This window comes from Microbulbifer zhoushanensis (assembly GCF_021729055.1).
GTDB lineage: Bacteria > Pseudomonadota > Gammaproteobacteria > Pseudomonadales > Cellvibrionaceae > Microbulbifer > Microbulbifer zhoushanensis.
Genome location: NZ_JAJSAO010000010.1, coordinates 63,600 through 82,981, shown reverse-complemented (window position 1 = coordinate 82,981; position 19,382 = coordinate 63,600). Strand labels below are relative to the sequence as shown.

17 protein-coding genes are annotated in these 19,382 nt (G+C 62.0%); 3 read left to right on the top strand and 14 right to left on the bottom strand.

Features of this window, described 5'->3' with window-relative positions; genetic code table 11:
• Positions 1–165 precede the first annotated feature (165 nt).
• The 14 genes from LVD10_RS17705 to LVD10_RS17640 form a co-directional block, all read right to left on the bottom strand.
• A complete protein-coding gene (locus LVD10_RS17705; protein WP_237064473.1) occupies positions 166–324 on the bottom strand; it encodes a hypothetical protein in 159 nt (52 codons plus the stop codon).
• A gap of 281 nt (positions 325–605) precedes the next feature.
• The gene (ubiD, locus tag LVD10_RS17700; RefSeq protein WP_237064472.1) at positions 606–2,069 is read right to left on the bottom strand and encodes a 4-hydroxy-3-polyprenylbenzoate decarboxylase; all 1,464 of its coding nucleotides are present in this window, start codon (positions 2,067–2,069) and stop codon (positions 606–608) included.
• A gap of 151 nt (positions 2,070–2,220) precedes the next feature.
• Positions 2,221–2,490, bottom strand: coding sequence for an RNA-binding regulator (gene rbp / locus LVD10_RS17695; RefSeq protein ID WP_232940626.1), 270 nt, complete (start codon positions 2,488–2,490; stop codon positions 2,221–2,223).
• A gap of 282 nt (positions 2,491–2,772) precedes the next feature.
• Positions 2,773–4,032 carry a transcription termination factor Rho gene (rho, locus tag LVD10_RS17690; RefSeq protein ID WP_232940625.1) on the bottom strand — a complete coding sequence of 420 codons (1,260 nt, stop codon included), beginning with the start codon at positions 4,030–4,032 and terminating at the stop codon, positions 2,773–2,775.
• 406 nt (positions 4,033–4,438) lie between these two features.
• The gene (trxA, locus tag LVD10_RS17685) at positions 4,439–4,768 is read right to left on the bottom strand and encodes a thioredoxin TrxA (RefSeq protein ID WP_232940624.1); all 330 of its coding nucleotides are present in this window, start codon (positions 4,766–4,768) and stop codon (positions 4,439–4,441) included.
• Between the two features lie 240 nt (positions 4,769–5,008).
• On the bottom strand, positions 5,009–6,223 hold the full coding sequence (gene hemW / locus LVD10_RS17680) for a radical SAM family heme chaperone HemW (RefSeq protein WP_232940623.1): 1,215 nt from the start codon (positions 6,221–6,223) through the stop codon (positions 5,009–5,011).
• Between the two features lie 2 nt (positions 6,224–6,225).
• Entirely contained in the window at positions 6,226–6,852 is a 627-nt protein-coding gene (gene rdgB, locus LVD10_RS17675) for an RdgB/HAM1 family non-canonical purine NTP pyrophosphatase (RefSeq protein WP_232940621.1), read from the bottom strand.
• A gap of 137 nt (positions 6,853–6,989) precedes the next feature.
• The gene (locus LVD10_RS17670) at positions 6,990–7,442 is read right to left on the bottom strand and encodes a DUF4426 domain-containing protein (RefSeq protein WP_232940619.1); all 453 of its coding nucleotides are present in this window, start codon (positions 7,440–7,442) and stop codon (positions 6,990–6,992) included.
• 91 nt (positions 7,443–7,533) lie between these two features.
• Positions 7,534–8,124, bottom strand: a complete 591-nt coding sequence (gene metW / locus LVD10_RS17665) for a methionine biosynthesis protein MetW (protein WP_232940618.1) — start codon at positions 8,122–8,124, stop codon at positions 7,534–7,536.
• Positions 8,124–9,257: a homoserine O-succinyltransferase MetX gene (gene metX / locus LVD10_RS17660; RefSeq protein WP_233006711.1), complete on the bottom strand. Its 1,134-nt coding sequence runs from the start codon at positions 9,255–9,257 to the stop codon at positions 8,124–8,126. The genes metW and metX overlap by 1 nt, the downstream gene beginning before the upstream one ends.
• Before the next feature lie 224 nt (positions 9,258–9,481).
• A complete protein-coding gene (locus LVD10_RS17655) occupies positions 9,482–11,449 on the bottom strand; it encodes a dynamin family protein (protein ID WP_232940616.1) in 1,968 nt (655 codons plus the stop codon).
• Between the two features lie 230 nt (positions 11,450–11,679).
• Positions 11,680–12,285 (bottom strand): YggT family protein, encoded by a 606-nt coding sequence (locus LVD10_RS17650; RefSeq protein WP_232940615.1) that lies wholly within the window; start codon positions 12,283–12,285, stop codon positions 11,680–11,682.
• 51 nt (positions 12,286–12,336) lie between these two features.
• Positions 12,337–13,149, bottom strand: coding sequence for a pyrroline-5-carboxylate reductase (proC, locus tag LVD10_RS17645; protein ID WP_233006710.1), 813 nt, complete (start codon positions 13,147–13,149; stop codon positions 12,337–12,339).
• 118 nt (positions 13,150–13,267) lie between these two features.
• Positions 13,268–13,966, bottom strand: a complete 699-nt coding sequence (locus LVD10_RS17640) for a YggS family pyridoxal phosphate-dependent enzyme (RefSeq protein ID WP_237064470.1) — start codon at positions 13,964–13,966, stop codon at positions 13,268–13,270.
• A 125-nt stretch (positions 13,967–14,091) separates the two neighbouring features.
• Here LVD10_RS17640 and LVD10_RS17635 point away from each other — a divergent pair, with 125 nt between their 5' ends.
• The 3 genes from LVD10_RS17635 to LVD10_RS17625 all read left to right on the top strand — a co-directional run bounded on the left by LVD10_RS17635 (position 14,092) and on the right by LVD10_RS17625 (position 19,290).
• Positions 14,092–15,126 (top strand): type IV pilus twitching motility protein PilT, encoded by a 1,035-nt coding sequence (locus LVD10_RS17635; RefSeq protein ID WP_232940613.1) that lies wholly within the window; start codon positions 14,092–14,094, stop codon positions 15,124–15,126.
• Positions 15,127–15,218: 92 nt separating this feature from the next.
• Positions 15,219–16,367, top strand: coding sequence for a PilT/PilU family type 4a pilus ATPase (locus tag LVD10_RS17630; RefSeq protein WP_232940612.1), 1,149 nt, complete (start codon positions 15,219–15,221; stop codon positions 16,365–16,367).
• 232 nt (positions 16,368–16,599) lie between these two features.
• Entirely contained in the window at positions 16,600–19,290 is a 2,691-nt protein-coding gene (locus LVD10_RS17625) for a Kelch repeat-containing protein (protein ID WP_237064468.1), read from the top strand.
• Positions 19,291–19,382 lie beyond the last annotated feature (92 nt).

Below are 19,382 nucleotides of genomic sequence, written 5' to 3'. Positions count from 1 at the left end.
CTGTATTTCTATACAGGTGTTAGATTCTGGTAAAGTCCAAAAGCCAATCACTCCGAGGCCGACAAAATCTAACAGTTAATTCTTAGGCATGGTCATATCTGGGCATATGGGTACATATGACCATGTATGCCTATATGTAGCCATAAATGGGCAGATATGGCCATGCTACAGTTCAACGCTGGTATCTATATCGGTACATTCGTCCGCCAGCCCCTCGACCATCCGGTGTGATAGTCCCAGTGTTACGGCCATCTCCCGTTTCAGGATCCAGGCTTTGCCTCTGGCACTCCAGCGGGTCCCGGCCTGCTTGACCAGCCTGCGCATGGCGAGTTCTTCGCGGCCGATTGACAGGGCAACCGGCTCGCCCGGTCGTGGGCGTGCACTGCGGCAAGTGACTGGCCGGGTGCAGGCTTTGCCCGTTCATCGATCACAAGTTCGACGGTAGTGAGGATTTTCTCGCCACAGGTGGACTCGCGTTAGCGAACGGCGCAGAGTCGCTTGCCAAAGCGGTGCTCGAATCGGCGGGCGCCCGGCTGGCCCGGGCGGATGGTCTTGATGACTTGCATGTTCCCCTCCCTGGGAATGCCTATGGTGAGTGCGGGGGATCAGAGCCCGAGCTTGTCCCACATCTGGTCTACCTTCTGGACCACGTCCGGATCACGCTCGATGGGCCGGCCCCACTCGCGGTCGGTCTCGCCGGGCCACTTGTTGGTGGCATCAAAGCCGATCTTGGAGCCCAGGCCGGATACCGGCGAGGCGAAGTCCAGGTAATCGATGGGTGTGTTCTCCACCATCACCGTGTCCCGTGCCGGGTCCATGCGGGTGGTCATGGCCCAGATCACGTCGTTCCAGTCGCGGGTGTTTACGTCGTCGTCGGTGACGATCACAAACTTGGTGTACATAAACTGGCGCAGGAAGGACCACACGCCCATCATCACCCGCTTGGCGTGGCCGGGATACTGCTTCTTCATGCTGACCACCGCCAGCCGGTAGGAACAGCCCTCCGGGGGCAGGTAGAAGTCTTCGATCTCGGGGAACTGCTTCTTCAGGATGGGCACGAACACCTCGTTCAGGGCCTCGCCCAGCACGGCGGGCTCGTCCGGCGGGCGGCCGGTATAGGTGCTGTGGTAGATGGGGTCCTTGCGGTGGGTGATTTTCTCCACCGTGAACACGGGGAAACGATCCACCTCGTTGTAGTAACCGGTATGGTCGCCGTAGGGGCCCTCGTCGGCCATGTCGTCCGGGTAGATGAAGCCCTCCAGCACATACTCGGCACTGGCGGGTACCTGCAGGTCGCTCAGGCCGGCATCCGCCACCTCGGTCTTGTCGCCGCGCAGCAGGCCGGCGAAGGCGTATTCCGACAGGGTGTCGGGCACCGGGGTCACGGCACCGAGGATGGTGGCGGGATCGGCCCCCAGGGCCACCGCCACCGGGTAGGGCTTGCCGGGGTTGCGCTGGCACCAGTCACGGAAATCCAGCGCGCCGCCACGGTGGGACAGCCAGCGCATGATCAGCCGGTTTTTGCCAATCAGCTGCATGCGGTAGATGCCCAGGTTCTGGCGCTTCTTCTCCGGGCCGCGGGTAATGACCAGGGGCCAGGTCACCAGGGGAGCGGCGTCGCCGGGCCAGCAGGTCTGGATCGGCAGCCGGTACAGGTCGACATCCTCGCCGGTCAGCGCCACCTGCTGGCAGGGTGCGTTCTTCACCACCCGGGGGCCCATATTGAGCACCTGCTTGAACACCGGCAGCTTTTCCCAGGCATCGCGCAGGCTTTCCGGGGGCTGCGGCTCCTTGAGGAAAGCCAGCAATTCGCCCACCTCGCGCAGCTCGCGCACGCTCTCGCGGCCCATACCCAGGGCGACCCGCTCGGGGGTGCCGAACAGGTTGGCCAGTACCGGCGTATCGAAACCAACCGGGTTCTCGAACAGGAGTGCCGGTCCGCCGGCCCGCAGGACACGGTCGGCAATTTCGGTCATTTCCAGGTTCGGGTCTACCGGGTGCTTGATGCGCTTGAGCAGGCCGCGTTTTTCCAGCCGCTTGATAAAGTCGCGCAGGTCTTTGTATTTCATGCAGGTCCTGACATCGGTTTCAAACCACGCCAGTGTAAAGGACTCGGCACAAAATGGGGAATGGCAGCCCGGTGGAAACGGGTGCTGGGGAGAGAGGGGGAAACGACCCGCCGGGGGGGGCGGGCCGTAAAATTCTTAAGCCAGAATCAGCTTAGAAGCGGGGACGACGCGGACGATCTTCGCGCGGCTTGGCTTCGTTAACACGGATGTTACGGCCAGACAGCGGTTGATCATTCATTTCCTCGATCGCCTTACGAGCTTCGTCGTCGTTCGGCATTTCAACGAAACCGAAACCTTTAGAGCGGCCAGTCTCCCGGTCGGTGATTACAGTCGCGCGAGAGATTTCCCCGAAAGCGCCAAAAGCGTCCTGCAGGTCTTCGGAGGTTACCGCGTAGGCCAGATTTCCAATATAGATATTCACAAAAAGTTCTCACTGAGTATGTGGGCTGTCGTGCAAGTCACAAATGGATAACCAGCTCCACCAGATCATCCATCTGAGATTGACCCCTGTCGCCTGCCACAAAATGACTGGCTTGGGCCAATTCGGTCGGGCGTCGTTCGTTCAATACACATCCAGCGCCACAATGTGGGACTTTATATGCCTAACGGCTCGCCTTTTCAATACAAATCGGCGTAAATAATCGCCAATTTCGTCGCGTATTCAAAGCGGGCACCCGCTCAGGTGCCCGATTGTGAATCGCTATTATTTCCGTTTCATGGACAGGAAGAATTCATCGTTGGTCTTGAAGTCCTTCAGCTTGTCGATCAGGAACTCGGTGGCCGCCATATCTTCCATATCGTGCAGCAGCTTGCGCAGGATCCAGACCCGCTGCAGCTCGCCTTCCGGCATCAGCAGCTCCTCACGGCGGGTGCCGGAGCGGCGCACATTGATGGCCGGGTAGACGCGCTTCTCGGCGATCTTGCGGTCCAGCTGCAGTTCCATGTTACCGGTACCCTTGAACTCCTCGAAGATCACTTCGTCCATCTTGGAGCCGGTATCCACCAGCGCGGTGGCGATGATCGACAGGCTGCCGCCCTCTTCGATGTTACGCGCGGCACCGAAGAAGCGCTTGGGGCGCTCCAGTGCGTGGGCGTCCACACCGCCGGTCAGGACCTTGCCGGAACTCGGTACGGTAGTGTTGTACGCGCGCGCCAGGCGGGTGATGGAGTCCAGCAGGATCACCACGTCCTTCTTGTGCTCCACCAGGCGCTTGGCCTTCTCGATCACCATCTCGGCCACCTGGACGTGGCGCGCCGGCGGCTCGTCGAAGGTGGAGGCCACCACCTCACCGCGGACGGAGCGCTGCATCTCGGTGACTTCTTCCGGGCGCTCGTCGATCAGCAGGACGATCAGGTGGCACTCCGGGTTGTTGCGGGTGATGGCCTGGGCCATGTTCTGCAACATGATGGTCTTACCGGCCTTGGGCGGTGCCACGATCAGCCCGCGCTGGCCCTTGCCGATCGGCGCCACCAGGTCGATGATGCGGCCAATCAGGTCCTCGGAGGAACCGTTGCCACACTCGAGGGTCAGGCGGTTGTTGGGGAACAGCGGGGTGAGGTTTTCGAAGAGGATCTTGCTGCGAGCGTTTTCCGGCTTGTCGAAGTTGATCTCGCTGACTTTCAGCAGCGCGAAGTAGCGCTCGCCCTCTTTCGGCGGCCGGATCTTGCCGGCAATGGAGTCACCGGTACGCAGGTTAAAGCGCCGGATCTGGCTGGGGGACACATAGATGTCGTCGGGGCCCGCCAGGTAGGAAGAGTCGGCAGAGCGCAAAAAACCAAAACCATCCTGCAGGATTTCCAGGACACCGTCGCCGTAGATATCTTCACCGCTCTTCGCGTGACGCTTGAGGATGTTGAAGATAATGTCCTGCTTGCGCGAGCGGGCCAGGTTTTCGAGGCCCATGCCCTTGGCAATTTCAATCAGCTCTTCAATGGGTTTGGTTTTTAATTCGGAAAGATTCATACCAATTGCTTTATTAACGTTTCTGTTTTCAATTGGCGCGGACGCGCCTGATTTTTTAGGAGGGGTTTGAGAAATCTGTTCTATCTTGCCCACGCTTGGATGCCCAGGTTATGGCCGAAATCAGGTTTGCCGCGAACGCGACAACATCAGGGGAAATCATACCGCTCTCAAGCCAGCTAATCGGGCAGCTCAGCTTCAGAAAAGTTCAACTCGAGGAGTTTGTGCGCCGGGGGGTCTGTAACCTTGCGGAGGGGCGACTTGGTTCAGCTCGGTCCAGATCAGTTAGTTGGCTCGTCGGAGCGGTTTCAAGAATGATAGCCAGTATAACGGCAGAATGCCATCCTGCAAGGGGTATTTGCCCCCCGCAGGACGGGGCGGCCGGGCAATCCCGGCCAGGGGGCCAGCCTTACAGCTGGCTGTCGATAAACTCGGTCAGCTGGGCGCGGGACAGGGCGCCGACCTTGGTGCCTTCCACATTGCCGCCCTTGAACAGCAGCAGGGTCGGGATACCGCGGACATTGTACTTGGCCGGGGATTCCTTGTTGGCATCCACGTCGACCTTGACGATCTTCAGCTTGTCGCCGTAGTGACCGGCCAGGTCTTCCAGTACCGGAGCGATCATCTTGCAGGGGCCGCACCATTGCGCCCAGAAATCTACCAGTACCGGGCCCTCGGCCTTCAGAACCTCGGCTTCGAATTCGGCGTCGGTGACATTGACAATAGCGTTATCGCTCATATTGCTTTCCTGTTCTCTGGGTTACTCGGTGCGGTCGACCCCGCGGCGGGGTGCCGGCACATGATAAGGATTGCCCGGCCCCACCCGCAAGGGATGGCCCCGGGGCACCGTTTCCCCCCTAGATGGGGGCACAGGTGCCGGTTTCAAGCCCGTCAACTGCAGGCCTGCCCACTGGTTCAATTATGGCCCCTGGTCCCCGGGGCGGGTTCCCGGTTGGCTCAGGGCTGGTTGCAGGTTCGCTCAGGGCTGTTCCAGGAACCGCTGCAGGATCTCGTCAAGGTAGTCGAAGCCGAAGGTGCTGGCGGCGATGCGCGGCCCCAGTGGCTGTACCAGCTGCAGTTGCTCAAGCGATGGCCACTGGCGCTCCAGCACCGCCAGCGGCAGCCCGGTATAGGGGGCGAAGCTCCCCACCGGCACGCCACGGACCAGTCGCAACGCATTCATCAGGAACTCCAGCGGCAACTCCTCGGTGGCCACGGCCTCCACCAGCGGCAACTCCAGCGCATCCTCGCCGTTAGCCAGCGGTAGCGCTTCAGCGCCTGCGGCCCGCGGAAGCGCTAAATAGTGCCGGGGGGCACGGGTGCGGCGGCTGCGCAGTATCCGCCCCTCCCCGGGCAGCGTGACCTTGCCGTGGGCACCGGCGCCGATGCCCAGGTAGTCGCCAAAGGACCAGTAATTGAGGTTGTGGCGGGACTCCAGCCCCGCCTGGCAGTAGGCGGACACCTCGTAGCGGCCGTAGCCCTGCAGCGCCAGGTACTCGCGGCCGGAACCCTGCATGGAGACAATATGGGCGGGACCCGGCACCACCGGCGGCGCACTGTAAAAGGCAGTATTGGGCTCGATGGTCAGCTGGTACCAGGAGATATGCTCCGGCGCCAGTGACACCGCCCGGCGCAGGTCCGCCAGCGCCTCTTCCTCGGACTGCTGCGGCAGGCCGTGCATCAGGTCCAGGTTGATATTGTCGAAGCCCGCCCGGCGTGCCATTTCCAGCGCGCCCTCGGCCTCGCTGCCGGAGTGGATCCGGCCCAGGTTATCCAGCTGTTGCGTATCGAAGCTCTGCACCCCGATCGACAGCCGGTTGACCCCGGCGGCGCGGTAGCCGGCGAACTTGGCCTGCTCGAAGGTGCCCGGGTTAGCCTCCAGGGTGATCTCGATATCATCCGCAAAGCCTACTTCCCGCTCCGCAGCGGCGAGAATGGCACCGATGGCCTGCGGCGAGAACAGGCTCGGGGTGCCACCGCCGAAGAAGATGCTCTGCAACCGGCGCCCCTGCGCCCACAGCCGCTGGCTGCGCAGGTCACGCTCCAGCTGCGCCACGTATTCCGTCTCAGGCAGCGTTTCGCCGGCGGCGTGGGAATTGAAGTCGCAGTAGGGGCATTTGCGCACACACCAGGGAATATGCACATAGAGGCTCAGCGGCGGCAGCGCCAGCAGCTTGTCACGCTCTTCCGCCAACTTCAGTTCCCACCCTTTATCTGTTCACGCCCCATCAATTCCTGCCAGAGTTGCCCGAACTGCTGCACCGCCCGGGCGCGGTGACTGATGCGGTTTTTCACCTCGCGCGGCAGCTCCGCGGAACTGCAGCCCTGCTCTTCCACATAGAACAGCGGGTCGTAACCAAAGCCCTGCTCCCCGGCCGGCTCCCGCAGGATACGCCCGCTCCAGCGCGCACTGCACACCAGCGGTACCGGGTCGTCATGGGAACGCACGAACGCCAGGGCACAATGGAAGCTCGCTCCCCGGCGCTCGTCGGGCACATCCGCCAGCGCCTCCAGGAGCTTGCGGTTGTTGTCCGCGTCACTGGCGTCACTGCCTGCGTAGCGGGCCGAATAGATGCCCGGTGCACCGCCAAGTGCGTCCACCGCCAGGCCTGAGTCATCGGCAAGCGCCGGTAACCCGCTGATGCGGCTGGCATGGCGCGCCTTGATCAGGGCGTTCTCGATAAAGCTGAGGCCGGTTTCATCGGCCTCCGGCACATCGAAATCGGACTGCGGTGCCACCTCGATGTCCCAGCTTGAGAAAAGCTGGGAAAATTCGCGTAACTTGCCGGCATTGCCACTGGCCAGCACGATCTTGTCAAACATTCAGGAATTCCAGGATTTGTCTTTTATTGCCAGTATGCGGCTACCGCCACCGTCGATGCGGTAGCACAACGTAAAAGCGAGCGCCAGGCGCTCGCTTTGCTTGCTTTCCAGGTAACGCCGTCGGGAATGGCCGGCCTTCAGCCGCGCTCCAGCTTGCGCCGGAAAGTAATGGTCTCGGTGCGGCCATCGGGCAGTTTGACATTCACATTGAACGTCAGCACCTCTTCATCCTCGAAACGCAGGGGTGCCAGGTAATAAACTGCATCCCCGTCGCGAATCTCGGTGAATTCCAGGTTGCGCGACTGTTGCATCAGGTTGCTGGCGGTTCCCGACATCTCGGAGGCCAGCCCCTTGGTGCCGCCGTCTTTTTTCACCACCGACACATTGACGAAGGCGCGGTCACCGGCGCGCACCAACTGGTAGTTCTGCGCAATCTCCGGTTTGATGAAATCGCTGTTGAATACCGAATAGATCACCCGGTAGTCACCGAAATCCTCATGGCTCTTGATGATCTTGGCTTCCTGCGCCGCGGCGCTGGCAGCCCAGAACAGCAGCACGGCGGCGCCCACTGCGGCTAAGATGCGTTTCACGTTCACCTCCTCTGTCACCTGCGGTGCGCGGTCTGCGTGGCCCGGTTACAGCGGGGCCGCATGGCGCGCTTTTACTTTTACTAGATTCAGTTTAGCGAGTGAGATGGTAAATTGCCGTCTCGCCGAACAGATTGGGCAGGAAATCCTTGAACGCCCTGCCTGGCAATGACTCTGATACTACCTGCCGGTGCAGGATAGTCCAGTCGTTCTCCCGACAGAGCAGGTCAAAGTCCCGGAAAGTACAAAAATGAATATTGGGCGTGTCGTACCACTCAAATGGTAATAAATCCGACACGGGCATACGCCCGGAAAAGGCCAGGTGCCAGCGTGCGCTCCACTGGCCGAAGTTGGGGAAGGTAATGATGCACTCACGCCCCACCCGCAGCATCTCCCGCACTACCAGGTGTGGCTGGCGCAGGGTCTGCAGGGCCTGGGTCATCACCACCGTATCAAAACTGCCGTCGGCAAAATTGCCCAGGCCCTGGTCCAGGTTCTGCTCCACCACATTGACCCCGCGCGCCAGGCAGCGCTCGATCTGTCCGTGGTCGATTTCCAGGCCGTAGCCACTCACCTGCTTGTGGCGGCCGAGCTGCTCCAGCAACAGGCCATCGCCACAGCCCAGGTCCAGTACGCGGGTATGCGGCGCGATCCACTCCTGGATGATGTCCAGATCGATTCGCATCAGCCGTTCACCTCTTCACTGCATTCCGCGGCAACGCCTGCCATATAGGTGCCGAACACCCGTCGATAGCGATCATTGGGCAACAGGAAGGCGTCATGTCCCATGGCGGACTCAATCTCGGCGTAGCTGACAGGAATATTGGCGTGCATCAATGCATCGGCAATTTCCCGCGACCGCTCGGGCGCAAAGCGCCAGTCGGACGTGAACGACAGCAACAGGAAACGGCAGCGGGCATGGGAGAAAGCCGCCACCGGGTCGTCGCCGTATTCCCGCGCCAGGTCAAAATAATCCAGTGCACGGGTCATCAGGATATAGGTGTTGGGGTCGAAGCTGCTGGAGAAGGTATCGCCCTGGTAACGCAGGTAACTCTGCACCTGGAACTCCACTTCTTCCTCCGCCCCCAGGCGGAAGCTGCCGGAGCGCAGTTCGCGCCCGAACTTGCGTCCCAGGCCATCATCGGACAGGTAGGTGATGTGGCCAATCATGCGCGCCACGGCCAGGCCCCGGCGGGGCAGCTGACCCTGTTCCAGGTAGCGGCCCTCGCAGAAGTCCGGGTCCGAGGTAATCGCCTGCCGTGCCGTCTCGTTGAAGGCAATGTTCTGGGCCGAGAGCTTCATTGCCGAGGCGATCACCACGCAGTGGCGTAACCGCTCCGGGTACTCGAGTGCCCAGCGCATTGCCTGCATGCCACCCAGGCTGCCGCCAATCACTGCGGCCCACTGATCGATGCCGAGGACATCGGCCAGCCGCGCCTGGCTGTGCACCCAGTCGCGCACGCGCAGCATGGGGAAATCCGGTCCCCAGGGCCGGCCCGTTTCCGGGTTGGTGTCCGCCGGGCCGGTGGAACCGTGGCAGCCCCCCAGGTTATTCAGCGACACCACGAAAAAGCGGTCGGTATCGATCGGCTTGCCGGGACCAATATAGTTGTCCCACCAGCCGGGGCGCTTGTCGTCGGGATGGTGGCGCCCGGCGGCGTGGTGATGGCCGGACAACGCGTGGCAGATCAGCACCGCATTGCTGCGCTCGGCATTGAGCTCGCCATAGGTTTCGTAAACGAGCGTGTAGTCACGCAGCGTGCGCCCACAGGCCAGTTCCAGTGGCTCACTGAATGTATGCCGCTGCGGTACCACAATACCGACTGAGCCCGCCGCACTGGCCGGGCCGGATCCGGAGGGCGCGGCACCGGCAGGCTGCGGGCGCGCGTCTGCTGAGGGGGAGACTTTTTCCGTGGACAAGGCGGCTTCGCTTGGTGATCAGAATCGGGGCCCCCGGGCACACTGCTGCACGCCAGTGCGGCGATCGGGGCGTGCGGCAAGTTTACGGGAGCGCGCCGGAAAATTACAAATGATGGTCAGCGTCAGTTGCTGGCCGGGGCCTTCAGCGGGGTCACATTGCTGGCCCGGGGCGGCGGGGCCACCGGACGCGGTGATGGCGCGCTGCGGCGCAGCAGCTCTTCCAGGGATGCCAGCGCGCTGTCGTTGCGCACCACTTCGCTCTCCAGCGCACGCAGGTCGGTGCGCTTGCTCTGGGTCTTCTGCTTCAGCTCGGTAAGCTTGATCAGGTGCCGGTTCAGCAGGTGCTTCTGGTACTGCGCGTGCTGTTTGAGGGGTTCCAGCGCCTGGTCGAGCCAGCCATCGGCAGCGGAAATCAGCTGGCTGTAGAGCCGGCCCACCTCGCTGGCGAGGGTGGCCAGGAAGCGCTCCGTCAGGCGGTTGCGGCGCGCCAGCAATAGCTGCGGCGAGCGGCGCAGCTGGGCCGCCTGGCGGTGCAGGCCGCGCAGGGCAGCGCGGAAGCTGCCCATGTCGAGATGCTGTTCACTGGCATCCAGGTGACTCAGCGAGGAGCGCTCGAAGATCGCATCCACCACCCGGTTAGCCTGTTCCGCCTCGCGCTCCAGGCTGCCCAGCTGGTGATCCACACCGTGCATGAAATCGTCGATGGCCTTGGCCAGTCCCAGCGGCGTCCAGCGCTCGTAGAGCGCGCGACTGGTTTCCTCGATCAGGGTCTGCAGCTGCTGGCTGGACACCGGCTCCAGCAGGGCCGCACGCTGGCGGGCCAGCATGCGCTGGCTGGATTTCAGGGTCAGCAGCTCCTGGTGGCAGAGCTTGTGTTGCTCGCGGGCGGTCTTGTGCAGGGCCACCAGCTCTTCCAGTTGCTCCTTGGTGGTGCCGCTATTCTGCTCCAGGTGGGACAGTGCCGCGCGACCGCTGTTGAGCCGGCGCTTGAGCAGGTCGCGGGTATCCGCCATCAGCGTCAGTGCCTGGTGCAGGGAGCGGTGCTCGGAAACTTTCTGGCGGTGCTCCAGCAGGCGCTCCACCAGCATGCGCTCGAAGTCCTGGAAATGGCTGTCCCGCAGCAGCTGCGGGTCGCGCTGGTGCCGTGCCACCAGGGCCTGCTTGGCGGACACCCCCACCACGCTCTCCATCGGCAGCTCCAGTAGCTTGGCAACCTGCGCGCGCATACCGCGCAGCATCTGCTCGTGATCCTCGTCCGGGTCTCCCCAGAGCACATCGATCTTGTTCAGCAGCGCCATTACCGCGGTGCCGCGGTGTTCCTTCAACGGCACCAGGTGGGTCTCCCACATATTCAGGTCAGTACCGCTTACGCCCGCATCGGCGGACAGCAGGAAGGCCACCGCCTGGGCACTGGGCAGTGTGCTCAGGGTCAGTTCCGGCTCGTTGCCCAGGGCATTGAGCCCCGGTGTATCGAGGATGCGCAGTCCCTGTGACAGCAGCGGGTGCGGCAGGCAGATCAGGGCATAGCGCCAGGCCGGGATCTCCACCAGGTTGCCGTGGCTGTCCAGGTGGCGACGATCGAAGCCATAGCGCGCGGCCTCCTCCGGGGTAACCGTTTTGCTCGCGGCCACTTTCTGCAGCGCCGCGCGGGTCGCCTCCGGGTCATCGGCATTGAACTGGTGCGAGACCCATTTCTGCGGGATGCGCCGGAAGCTTTCCAGGCTGGTATTGGTGGACAGGGTTTCGATGGGCAACAGGCGCAGGCTGGCCTTGTCGCTGCCGTCGCTGTAGATCTCGGTGGGGCACATGGTGGTGCGCCCCGGCTTGGACGGCAGCAGGCGCTTGCCATAAGTATGGGACAGCAGCGCGTTGATCAGTTCAGTCTTGCCCCGGGAGAACTCGCCCACCAGCGCCAGCGTGAACTGGTCCTCCGCCAGCAGCGCGCGGGCCTGCCGCACTACCTGGCGGGCGCCGGCGGAGTTGGGGAAGTGCTGCTCCAGCCAGTTATTGAACTCGTCAAACTGGTGGTCGAGCGCTTTCTTCCAGCGGTCGTACTCGGCAATGTGCTGTCGCAAGATGGCGTCTTCCATGTATTCCTGTTGTTCTTCTACTGCTGCTTTATTTTGCGAATTTCCCGGGGAGCGGGGCATTGTCCGCTAACAGGGACATTTATAAAAGCTGGCGCGCAAGCAAAATGCGACCCAGTGCGCGGAATACACACACAAGCCGGGAATTCATGCGGCGTTTAACGCCCAGGCGGCGCAGGCCGGGGGCGGGCAGGAATCGCCGGGCGCACGGCGCCCGGCGGGACAGCGGTGGATCAGAAAGGAATATGCCAGAACAGGCTGTAGACAAATGCCGGCATGCTGGCGGCCTGGGCAAACCCTACCAGCAGCTTGTCCGCCACTGTCAGCAGGATAAACAGGAAGATCGGGCTGATGTCGATCATTCCCAGCGGCGGGATGACTTTGCGTATCGGGCCCATGAAGGGCTCCAGCAGCTGGTGCAACAACAGCAGCGCCGGGTGGCTGCTCTGCGGTGCAATCCAGCTGAACACGATTGAAATCAGCATTCCCACGAACACGATGGCGATAGTGGTGCTGATACAGCCGATCAACGACCACAACAGCGCGCTCAATGGGTTCACCAGTCCGGCGCCGATCATAAAACCGCACACGATAATCATCACGGTGCCCACCAGCAGCGCCAGCACCAGCGACGCCATGTCGACGCCGAACATCCCGGGCACCACCTTGCGCAGCGGCAGCAGCAGCGGATTGGTGACTTTCACCACGCCCTGGGAGATGGGATTGTAAAAATCGGCCCGCGCCAGCTGCAGCAGGAAGCGCAGCAGTACCGCGAACAGGAAGAGAATCCCCAGTGTAGCGACCAGAAAAACGCCGATATTGGAAAACGTATTGCCCATGAATTGTCCCTGTTAGCTCTGTTATGGGGTCGTTGCCGTAAAGGTGCCCGGCTACTGGTCAAGCTCGCGCGCCATCTGCGCAGCGCGTTCCGCACAGTCGCCCATGGCCTGCTCCACCAGCGACTTCAGGCCACCCTGCTCGAAGCAGCGGATGGCGCGCTCCGTGGTGCCACCGGGAGACATCACGTTGCGGCGCAGCTGGGCCACATCGACGTCGCTGGCCGTGGCCAGTTTCGCCGCACCCAGAGCGGTTTGCAAGGTGAGCCGCTCGGCGTCTGCACGGGCCATGCCGGCCTTCTCCGCCGCATCGATCATCGACTCCATAAAGAGGAAGTAGTAAGCCGGCCCGGAGCCTGACACCGCAATCACCTGGTCGATGCCGGATTCCTCATCGACCCAGTGGGCCAGCCCCACCGCCTCGGCAATGCGCTGCGCCTGGCCGCGCTGCTCCTCACTGACATCGTCCGCCGCAAACAGACCGGTGACGCCAGTGCCCACCAGCGCCGGCGTGTTGGGCATGGCCCGCACAACCGGCACCCCTTCACCCAGCCAGCGCTGGTAGGCAGCGAGGGGAATACCCGCCGCCAGGGTTACCACCAGCGGCCGGCGCTCCTGCACCACGTCGCGGATGGATTCACACAGGTCCTTCATCACCTGCGGCTTGACCGAGAGCACCAGGATATCGGTATCGGCGATGGCCGCCGCGTTGTCCGTGCCCACCGGCACCCCGGTGCGGGCGGCAAAGGCATCCAGCTTCTGCCGGTCGCGACCGGTCGCCAGGATCCTGTCCGCGGGGTAGCCATCCGCCACCAGCCCGCCGATTACCGCACCGGCCATGTTGCCGGCGCCACCGATAAATACCATTCTGGGTGTGTCCACTGTTACCTCTCGTCGTTGGATCCTGTTGTGCCTGTGCCGCGCGGGCGTGGGCTAATTATGGCCGCCGGGGCGGGCCTGTGGGAATGGCGCCCGCCACTGCAACTTACTGGTCGCGCCGCCCGAAGATATCCGTGCCCACCCGTACCATCGTGCTGCCTGCCTCGATTGCCGCCTCCAGGTCCCCGGACATCCCCATCGACAGGGTGTCCAGCGGCACCCCGGGCAGTTCCTCACGCAACTGCTGCAGCAGCGCCGCCAGCGCCGCAAACGGCTCACGCTGCGCCGCCGCATCTGCCCGCGGGGCGGGAATCGCCATCAGGCCCCGCAGCCGCAGGCCGGGCAATCCGGCGACGGCCCGCGCCAGCGCCGGCAGCTCTGCCGGCGCCACTCCGGACTTGCTCTCCTCGGCATCGATATTCACCTGCAGGCAGATATTCAGCGGGGCCATCCCCGCCGGCCGCTGTTCCGACAGCCGCCGGGCAATTTTCAGCCGGTCCACGGTATGCAGCCACTGGAAATGCTCCGCCACGGCGCGGGTCTTGTTCGACTGCAGCGGGCCGATGAAATGCCAGCAGATCGACAGGCCTGACAGTTCAGCCTGCTTGTCCAGAGCCTCCTGCAGGTAGTTTTCGCCAAAATCGCGCTGCCCCGCAGCAAAGGCTGCGCGCAGGTCTTCAGCCGGCTTGGTCTTGGAAACCGCCAGCAGTGTCACGCTGTCACTGTCGCGACCGCAGCTACGGCAACATGTGACAATCCGCTCACGCACGCGATTGAGGTTTTCGGTGATATCCGCTTTGCGCATATACTAGGTCCGGTACCAGAAATGGGCGGATTGTACTAACAGAGTCCGGGGAAGGCATATGCTGCCGCCTCGCACAGGTTAAATAATCACCAGAACAGGTCCGCCGAGAACAATAAGGTAGCAGTATGGACATCACAGAACTCCTCGCCTTCAGCGCCAAGCAGAACGCTTCCGACTTGCACCTCTCCGCCGGGCTGCCGCCGATGATCCGGGTGGATGGCGATGTGCGCCGCATCAACCTGCCCCCGATGGAGCACAAGGAGGTCCACGCGCTGATCTATGAGATCATGAACGACAAGCAGCGCAAGGATTTCGAGGAGTTCCTGGAAACGGACTTCTCCTTCGAAGTCCCGGGCGTCGCCCGCTTCCGGGTCAACGCCTTCAACCACAACCGCGGTGCCGGCGCCGTGTTCCGGACCATTCCCTCCAAGGTACTGACCATGGAGGACCTGGGCATGGGCCAGGTGTTCAAGCAGATCTCCGACATGCCGCGCGGCCTGGTGCTGGTCACCGGCCCCACCGGTTCCGGTAAGTCCACCAGCCTGGCGGCCATGGTGGACTACATCAATGACAACAAGTACGAGCACATCCTCACCGTCGAGGACCCGATCGAATTCGTGCACGAATCCAAGAAGTGCCTGGTGAACCAGCGCGAGGTGCACCGCGACACCCACGGCTTCGCCGAGGCACTGCGCTCCGCCCTGCGGGAAGACCCGGACATCATCCTCGTGGGCGAGATGCGTGACCTGGAGACCATTCGTCTGGCGCTCACCGCCGCGGAGACTGGCCACCTGGTATTCGGCACCCTGCACACCACCTCCGCCGCCAAGACCATCGACCGGGTGGTTGACGTGTTCCCGGCCGCGGAAAAGGCCATGGTGCGCTCAATGCTGTCGGAATCCCTGCAGGCGGTGATCTCCCAGACGCTGATGAAGCGCGTCGGTGGCGGCCGCGTGGCGGCACATGAAATCATGCGCGGCACCCCGGCGATCCGTAACCTGATCCGTGAGGACAAGATCGCGCAGATGTACTCCGCCATCCAGACCGGCGCCAATGTGGGCATGCAGACCATGGACCAGTGCCTCCAGGACCTGGTCGAGAAGCGCATCATCAGCCGCGAGACGGCGCGCGAAAAAGCCAAGATGCCGGAAAATTTCTAACACCGGCAAACCGGTGTCAGCCAGTGCGGGGCCACGGCCCTGCCAGCGGGCCGCAAGCCCGCCACAACAATCGATAAAAAGCGGTAACCACAATGGAAATCGAAAGACTCCTCCAGCTTGTCGTCGAGAAAGGCGCATCCGACCTGTTTATCACTGCCGGGGTGCCGCCCTCAATCAAGGTGCACGGCAAGGTGGTGCCCGCCAGCAGCACGGCTCTGACCCCGGAAAAGGCCCGCGAGATGGTCGTGGGGGTAATGAACGAGAAACAGCGGCGCGAGTTCGCGGAAAAGAAAGAGCTCAACTTTGCCATCGCGGTGCGCAATGTGGGCCGCTTCCGGGTCTCGGCGTTCTTCCAGCGCAACCTGGTGGGCATGGTGCTGCGGCGGATCGAGACCAAGATCCCCACCATCGATGGCCTGGGGCTGCCGGAAGTGGTCAAGGAACTGGCGATGACCAAGCGCGGCCTGATCATCTTCGTGGGTGCCACCGGTACCGGTAAGTCCACGTCACTGGCCTCGATGATCGGCCACCGCAATGAGAACTCCAAGGGACACATCATCTCGATCGAGGACCCGATCGAATTCGTCCACCAGCACCGCGGCTGTATCGTGACCCAGCGCGAGGTGGGCCTGGATACCGAATCCTTCGAAGTGGCCCTGAAGAACACCCTGCGCCAGGCGCCGGACGTGATCCTGATTGGTGAGGTGCGCTCCCGCGAAACCATGGACCACGCCATCGCCTTCGCCGAAACCGGCCACCTGTGCCTGTGTACCCTGCACGCCAACAATGCCAACCAGGCGCTGGACCGGATCATCCACTTCTTCCCCGCCGACCGGCACCAGCAACTGTGGATGGACCTGTCCCTGAACCTGAGGGCCATGGTGGCCCAGCAGCTGGTACCCACCCCCGATGGCGACGGCCGCCGCGCGTGCCTGGAAATCATGATCAACACCCCGCTGGCCTCGGACCTGATCCGCAAGGGCGAGGTGCACAAGCTGAAAGAGTTGATGAAGCGCTCCAACGAGCAGGGGATGCAGACTTTCGACCAGGCCCTGTACGAACTGTACGACCGCGGCGAGATCACCTACGAGGACGCCCTCGCCCACGCCGACTCCGCCAACGACCTGCGCCTGATGATCAAGCTCAAGTCAGAATCCGACGCCGAGTACCTGAACGAGGCGGCGGGCGAACTGAGCCTGGAGGGCGAGACTGACGACTACAAGGGGCCGCAGATTTTCTGATTTGCGGCGTCTACCCATTCAACATCCATGATTGAAAGGTGTGTCAGTGAAGCGCAAGGCGGTTCGCTGACACACCTTTCCAGCCACAGCAGGCGCTAAACACCGAGAAGCACCTGACACTCCCGCCACGCCCCCCTCACCGCCATATGAAAGACAATTTTATCCCTTACAACTGTTATCATTGAGAATTAAGTTCTCACCATATCCTGATAACAATAAATTCGGAGGTTTCATGCTCAAGGGGGCAAGGCTATTTTTAGTCCTTTGGGGGGCTCTCGCCCTGATAAACTGCGGTGGCGGCGGTAGTGGTGGCAACAGTGATCCATCACCTGGTTCAACTTCACCCCCGGAGACGCAACTGTCAGAACAGGACCTGACGTTTTCGCAGGAGGGGCCAGTCGCCCTGACAGTCGGGGAAAGCCTGGACAATCCCGCGACTGCGCCCGGCAGTGGCGCTATTACTTATAGTTCCGGCAATGAACAGGTAGCGATGGTCGACGGTAGCGGCCAGGTTACAGCCATGGGTGCGGGCAGCACCAGGATTACGGCCAATATCGCAGAGGACTCCGAGTACAGCGGAGCCTCCGCTGCCTATGATGTCAACGTATCAACCAGGGAAAACGCGCTCTCCTTTTCCTCAGCTGAGGTACAACCACTCGCGACAGGAAAAAGCCTGTCCAACCCGGCAAGCGGACTCGCCTCCACCGACATCACCTACAGCTCGAGCAATACCAATGTTGCGACAGTCGCCCCCGATGGCGTGGTGACAGCGCATGGACTGGGCAGGTCAATAATTTCAGCGCACCAGGAAGCCGACAGTGTTTTTTCTGCTGCGTCTGCATCTTTTGAAATCCGCACCAGCGCCATAATGCACGCCTGGAGCGGAGCCTCGGACACCTTGCTTGAACTCCCTGAGGCAACCTACGGTATGAGCCTTTACAGCTCTAGCGAGCCGGAATGCGATATTGGTAACTTCGCTGGCTGTGCGAACGGCAGTGTGCAGGCTATTGATGGCTCACTTGTCGACAATAATGCAACGCTGGGCACTCCCGCCTACCTGAAACTTGCCGGAACGAGTGAGGTCACCGCCTGGCCACACCAGTTCAGTCGCCGCACGCAACACCAGGTGATCGAGTTCAATGGCAGACTGTGGCTTTACGGCGGTACCAGCAGCGGCAGGACACCGTTTGACCCCTGGGTCTCCAGCGATGGCCGGGTTTGGCAGCAGGCGGATTCCAACCTGCCGGGTCGCAGGCTCGATCACCAGATCGTCGAGCACGGGGGAAAGCTGTTCCTGATTGCAGGCAATAGTGATGGCGAGAAGAGTGATGTCTGGACATCGACCAATGGCACCGAGTGGACGCAGCTCACCGGCGATGCCGGATTCCCGCCCAGGGCCGACCACCAGGCAGTGAGCTTCAACGGGAAATTATGGGTGATCGGTGGTTCCAGCTGGAGCGACAGCACCAGCATATTTTCAGATGTCTGGTCCTCTCCCGATGGCATCACCTGGACTCGGGAAGTCGCAACCGCGCCTTTCGGTGGACGCTTCGGGCACCGTGTCGCCGTGTACGACAACAGGCTCTGGCTGACCGGTGGGGAAGCAAATGGGGAGAACGAGACTGTCTGGTCCTCTACTGACGGCAAAAACTGGAACAGGGCAGCCGACCTGGAGCAGTTTACCAACCTTCGCAACCACCAGATGCTGACCCACCAGGGCAAACTCTGGATAATCGGGACATCCGCTTACCAGGACTTCAACCCCATTGAAACCACGGCATGGCGGTCTGGCGACGGTATCAACTGGGAGCAGCTGGATATCGATGCACAGGCGCTGGCTGACAGCCATATCAGGGAGCACCAGGCCGTCTCTTTCCGGGACCGCCTGTGGATTATCGGCGGGAGCTACACAGTATCCCTCGGGGAAAACTCCAGCGGGAGCAAGCGCAGGAACTGGGTATGGTCAACAGGCTCTGGCTCTTCCTGGATCCGGGAGTCGCCGGCGCAGGCATTGCCGGAAAACATCTACTATGGCGATACCCCCGTCGTGGCTTCAGATGAGCAGTTTATCCTTCTTGACCCGGTCGATCAGAGCAACCCGTCCGATGCCGTCATCTGGCAATCAGCGGATGGCCTCGAATGGTCCAGGCGAACAACGACTGGCGGCTTGCTTCGTCGGAGCGGTCACCGGCTCGCCTATTTTGACAACCGGTTCTGGCTGATTGGCGGTTACGACCTGGGCTCGGGCACGGCAGCCAAAAACGACGTCTGGTCGTCACCCGATGGTATTTCCTGGTCGCAGGAAACCAGCGACGCCGGCTTTCCTGCCGAGACAGGCCACCGCGTGGTTGTGCATGACAACAGGTTGTGGGTATTTGCCCAGGCCGAGGTCAGCGGGGTCCCCACGAATGAGGTCTGGTCTTCGGCAGATGGCATCAACTGGGACCTGGTCTCTTCACTGCCCCAGTTTTCGCCACTGGAAAGATATGAAGTATCCAGCTTCAACGGCAAGCTGTGGGTCAGTGGCGGCTCTGATCCGGTAGACAACACTCTCAAGCGCGACGTCTGGTATTCCGGGGACGGGAAAAGCTGGCAGCAGGTAATACCGGTTCCAGCATTCCCCGCGCGGGTCTATCACCAGGTAACGAACTACGAGGGCAAGCTGTGGCTGACTGGCGGCTACGACAGCAGCATCAATGCCCTGGGTGATATCTGGACATCCGAAGACGGGATCACCTGGATTCAGGCAACCGGTGATGCACCATTCACGCCCCGCTACCACCACCAGCTACTGCCCTTTAATGGTGAGCTGTGGATGCTTGGCGGTGTGGGCCAGAACTTTGAAGAGTACCGGCAACCGTGGCGATTCACCTCGCCTGATGGCTGGCGCAAGGGCTACAGCCGCGGGTTTATTGCCAATTGAACCCCGGCCAATAGCGCGCGTGAACGTAAGTGAGGCTGGGCCGCAGAGCGGGCCCAGCCTGCCGAGCCGTTTTTTGACGCGGCTCAGCGGGC